This window comes from Caballeronia sp. (assembly GCF_028292365.1).
Lineage (GTDB): Bacteria > Pseudomonadota > Gammaproteobacteria > Burkholderiales > Burkholderiaceae > Caballeronia.
The window spans coordinates 1-4,610 of record NZ_JAQGMM010000591.1 but is presented as its reverse complement, the minus strand read 5'-3'; the positions used below and the strand labels follow the sequence as shown (position 1 = coordinate 4,610).

Sequence of the window (4,610 nt, the reverse complement as noted above, 5' to 3'; positions counted from 1 at the left end):
GCCCAAGTGCGTCAGCTTTGCGTGGCCATCAACACCTAGGACGCTCGGGAACTGAGTTGTCTCTTCCGCCGAAACGTCAAACATGCGTCGGCCCCGGGGAATGGGCCCATGTCGCAGAGACATGATCAGCACTCCGCCCTCGTGCACCAGAGAACTGACGTTAGGCATCGCTCGACGACGCTGCTTCTCATGAAGGTGCATTCAGACGGCTGTAGCATTGTCACGTCAAATCTTTCGCCTCTCGAAAGCAGCATAGCCAGGTCAGGGGTCGACATCGCTGCAAATTCCAGCGCCTGTAGCGCTAGGGCTGCCGATGCGTTCCGATAAAGTTGTTTAACGGCAGCGCACAGCCATAACTAATGTAGCCGCCCCGAAGGTACCCGAAGGTGCCCTTACGTTACGCTCGAGCGAAATTGAGCGGCACGCTGTACTCATAGAGCGGCAGGCTCGCCACGGCCGATTGTCTCAAAGTAGGCTGTTCACTGTCTCGCACCACGGCGGACGCGGCCCAGACCTTGCATGCTCACAAGTCGCCAGCACGCGGATCCTTGTGCCCGCTCGGGCGCGGTGGAATTGCAGCTCGCGGAGGCAATGCGAGCGAGTTTGCCCGTCGCAACCTACGGAAACCGCTCCTCACTTGCCTTCAGGTCGCCAATGACTCCACGTCAATCGCGATCGATCAACGACGTATCCCTCGTCTCCGGCATCAGGAGATAGCAGATTAGTGAAGCGCAGATGCACGCCGACACATACCAGAAAAACCAGGTCTCATGTCCAATCTTTCTGGTCCATAGCGCAATGTATTCGACTGTTCCACTAAACACCGATACGCTGATCGCATACGGCACGGCTAGCCCGAAAGTGCGCACCTCGACCGGAAAGAGCTCGGCCTTCGCAATAGTGCTGACGGACGAATACATCGCCACTACCGCGAGTGCCGCCATTACGACTACGAACGCGACAACGGGGCTCTGCGTGCCCCTCAGGAATGTGAATACAGGCACGGTCCCAATCGTCCCCAGTATTCCAAAGGTCAAAAGCAGCGGACGGCGTCCGATGCGGTCCGACAACGCGCCATAAACCGGCTGCAGAAGCGTAAAGCCGATCAGAGACAGTACGGAAATCAGACTGGCGGTGCCTTTGCTCATGCCGGCGCTGTTCACGAGAAACTTCTGCATATACGCGGCATACGCGTAATTCCCGACGGAACCGCCCAGCGTCAGGCCGAAGACCATCCAGCAGGCCTTCTTATGGCGAAGGGCCTCGCGAATCGCGCTGACCTTTTTGGCGCCCTTCGCGTGCTTCTGGAAGGAATCGGTTTCTTTCATGTTCCGCCGCAGCAGAATACCGACAACGGATATTAATGCGCCGACCAGGAACGGAATGCGCCAGCCCCAACTCTGCAGTTGCGTGGGCGTCAGGAAAAACTGCTGCATCAAGACCAGCGTCCCCATCCCCAGCAGTTGCCCGAGGGAAATGGTGGTGTAGAGGAAGCTCGAATAGAACCCGCGATGCCCTTTCGGCGCGGTTTCGCTGAGATAGGCTGCCGCGCTGCCGCCTTCGCCGCCGATGCTCAAGCCCTGCAGAATGCGAGCGACAAGCAGGATCACGGGCGCGGCAGTGCCGATCGTCTGGTAGCCAGGCGTCAACCCGATCATCAGCGAGCCGAAACACATCATCGAAACCGATAGAAGCAACGCCGCGCGGCGGCCCCGACGGTCAGCGTAGATGCCCAGGACCCATCCGCCGACCGGCCGGGCGAGAAACCCGATCGCGAAGACCGCTGCAGTTTTGAGCAGCGAAACCGTCGCGTCGCCGGCCGGGAAGAACTCCTTCGAGAAATAGATCTCCAGCCCGACATAGACGAACCAGTCGTAATACTCGATCAGGTTCCCGATCGAGCCGCTGAAAATTCCCCACATACGCTGGCGCATGCTCATGTCAGCGGCAGAATACTGGGGATCCTCCGCCCGCACGCGCGCTAAGTCATCCGTGCGTTCGGTTATCTCCTGCGTCATTCCTGTCTCCTTTATGCGTTGCTTCCTATTGGGTCAATGCAATGCGGTTTGTCGCGATTAGTCCAGCGCCCCGTCCGAGAGGCGCTCTTCTCCGCACGAACCTCGTTAAGATGGGAGATCGCCACGAACGCCACATGCTCATGACTACGCTTGTCGATCGCCCAAATTCCGCGCTCATCGTAATCTATCTTCAAAACGGCGTTGTCGCGAATGCCTTCCGACGCGAGATGGTGCTCGAAGCCGTCAAATCGCTCGTCGCGCGGGGGCGCACTGCGCGCGTACCGGTCATGTGGGTCCGTCAATGCGACGAGGACCTGGCGACGGGTAGCGAAGCGTGGCAGATTGTTAGCGAACTCTCGCCGGTACCCGCGGAAGTGGTCATTGAAAAGCATTACCGGGACGCGTTCGAAGGCACGCACCTCGAACAGGTGTTATCGAAGCTCGGGGTCGGCAATCTTATCGTGACCGGCGCGCAAACGGACATGTGCATCCGCTCGACGCTGCATGGCGCGCTCGTGCGCGGGTATGACGCGATTCTGGTCACCGATGCGCACACGACGGACGACATACGCGATGGGGCGCAGACGCCGTTATCGCGCACGCGAATCTCTACTGGAGCGATCAAAGCGCGCCCGGTCGGGTGGGCGGCATCGTCGAGAGCAAAGAGGTCGATATGATGTTCATCGTCGGGTGATGACGAGTGGACAAAGTAAGGTTCCGAAACCTCCGAGCAGAAGCGTTGTCTTGTTACGCGCGGGCCAACAGATGGCCGAACTCGAAGTCTCGGAACTGTGGTGGTGGAATTCCGACCGGAGCCGACTCAAAACATGCGGATCGCGTGCCTCTGGTCGCACTGGAAAAGCCCGGGCGAACCGGATCGGCTGTCGTTCGCGGCGATCACCGACGATCCTCCGCCGGAAATCGCAGCCGCCGGCCACGACCGCTGCATCATCCCAATCAAGCCGGCAAATATCGGCGCGTGGCTCAACCCGGATGCTGGAAACCTGGCGGCGATGCAGGCGCTCCTCGAGGACCCCGACTGCCCGTACTAGGCGCACCGGATGGCGGCCTGATTCGCATCGTCACGATTCTTAAGGCGACGGTGGCATGGGGCCGGAGCGGGTGCTCGGGCTACTGCACTCGAAGCGTGCAGGTCGTCATAAAGCGGGGGAGCTTTATCCACAGGGCGATGCACATTTTCCGTGGACAAGTCCGCGAGCGGCGGGGGAAGGCGCGCGCCGGCTGTCGGCTGCCACACAAAGTAAAATCCGCGCCGGGTAAGTGAAAAACTACTAACACGGTTCGTGGAAAATCCGGGTGGCCGACACTCCATGCGAGGACACGACCGTCAGAGACTGTCGCTGAGCGACCCCTATGGGACGCCGTTCTATTTGCCAAACGGCAGCTTTCGAAGTGCAGCCGCCGCCATCTTGTTTGCGATGACCGTCGGTCGATCCCCCCACCCGCCTCGCTTTCGCTCTGCGGTACGACGAATTGCGCTGATGACTTGACCGGGAATGACGCGCGTACGATTGCATATTTGAACGGCTAGCCGCCGATTATCGTGGCAAGAGCCAGCGCCCACCCAGCTCGCTGAGGATGCCTGTCCTGCTCCAAAATTCGGAGTCTCAGCTTACCTGAGAGAAGGTGTTCAATAAACGCATTAGTGTTTGACAACTGCTTTACATCACCAGCATGGTTAGTACACTCGGTTGTTGCGGCGACGATCGGTCTGCATCGGGCTCATGAAATGGAAATTCACCGGGATGATGCTGCGTCTCACCGTTGTTGCCTGCCTGATTGTGTTCGCAGGAGTCGCCATCTTGCAGGATCGTTTTATCTATTTCCCTGAGAGGGCTGCGGCCGAGGACGTCATTTCTGGCGGACTTCGTGCCTGGCCGACACCTGAGGCGTTCCGGGGCCTCGTGGCCGAGCCGGCCGGATCCGCGCGCGCTACTGCTATCGTCTTTCATGGCAATGCGGGGCATGCCGGGCACCGTTCGTACTACGCCGCAGCGCTCACCCGGCTCGGGCTGCGCGTGATCCTCGCCGAATATCCAGGCTACGGGCCACGCGACGGCACGCTGGGCGAAGAGAGTCTGGTCGCTGATGCCCAACAGACCATCACGCTGGCACATAGCCTCTATGGCGCGCCGCTGCTGCTCATCGGCGAATCGCTTGGGGCCGGCGTGGTGGCCGCGGCCGGCACGCGTGAACGCGACAAGACTGCTGGGTTGCTGCTCATCACGCCATGGGATCGGCTCGAGCACGTCGCCGCTTATCACTATCCGTGGCTGCCCGTGAAGTGGCTGCTGCGCGACCGATACGACAGCGTGACCCACTTGGCGTTATTCGGCCACCCTGTTCTCGTCGTGGTTGCGGAACGCGACAGCATCGTCCCCGCGCGCTTCGGCGAAGCGCTCTACAGCACGCTGGCCGAACCAAGACAACTGATGGTGGTGAAGGCGGCTGAACATAACGACTGGATTGGCTGCGTCGACGAACCCTGGTGGCGGGAGGCGATCGGCTTCCTGCTCACGCCTTCGCATTGAAATATGAAATAGCGCTCCGTCCCGTCCAGCGGGGAACGCC

General features: G+C 60.2%; 3 protein-coding genes and 1 pseudogene. 3 read left to right on the top strand and 1 reads right to left on the bottom strand.

Annotated elements, in window-relative coordinates:
• Positions 1–665 precede the first annotated feature (665 nt).
• Entirely contained in the window at positions 666–1,940 is a 1,275-nt protein-coding gene (locus JWR14_RS34825; RefSeq protein WP_366144626.1) for an MFS transporter, read from the bottom strand.
• Between the two features lie 212 nt (positions 1,941–2,152).
• On the opposite strand from JWR14_RS34825, the gene JWR14_RS34820 reads away from it, so the two are divergent.
• From JWR14_RS34820 to JWR14_RS34810, 3 genes and pseudogenes are all read left to right on the top strand, one after another.
• Positions 2,153–2,695, top strand: coding sequence for an isochorismatase family protein (locus JWR14_RS34820; RefSeq protein ID WP_299718572.1), 543 nt, complete (start codon positions 2,153–2,155; stop codon positions 2,693–2,695).
• Between the two features lie 114 nt (positions 2,696–2,809).
• A pseudogene (locus JWR14_RS34815) lies at positions 2,810–3,070 on the top strand (SOS response-associated peptidase family protein); the annotation flags it as partial.
• Between the two features lie 693 nt (positions 3,071–3,763).
• Complete coding sequence (locus tag JWR14_RS34810) at positions 3,764–4,570, top strand: alpha/beta hydrolase (protein ID WP_299718570.1); 807 nt, start codon at positions 3,764–3,766, stop codon at positions 4,568–4,570.
• Positions 4,571–4,610: the final 40 nt, after the last annotated feature.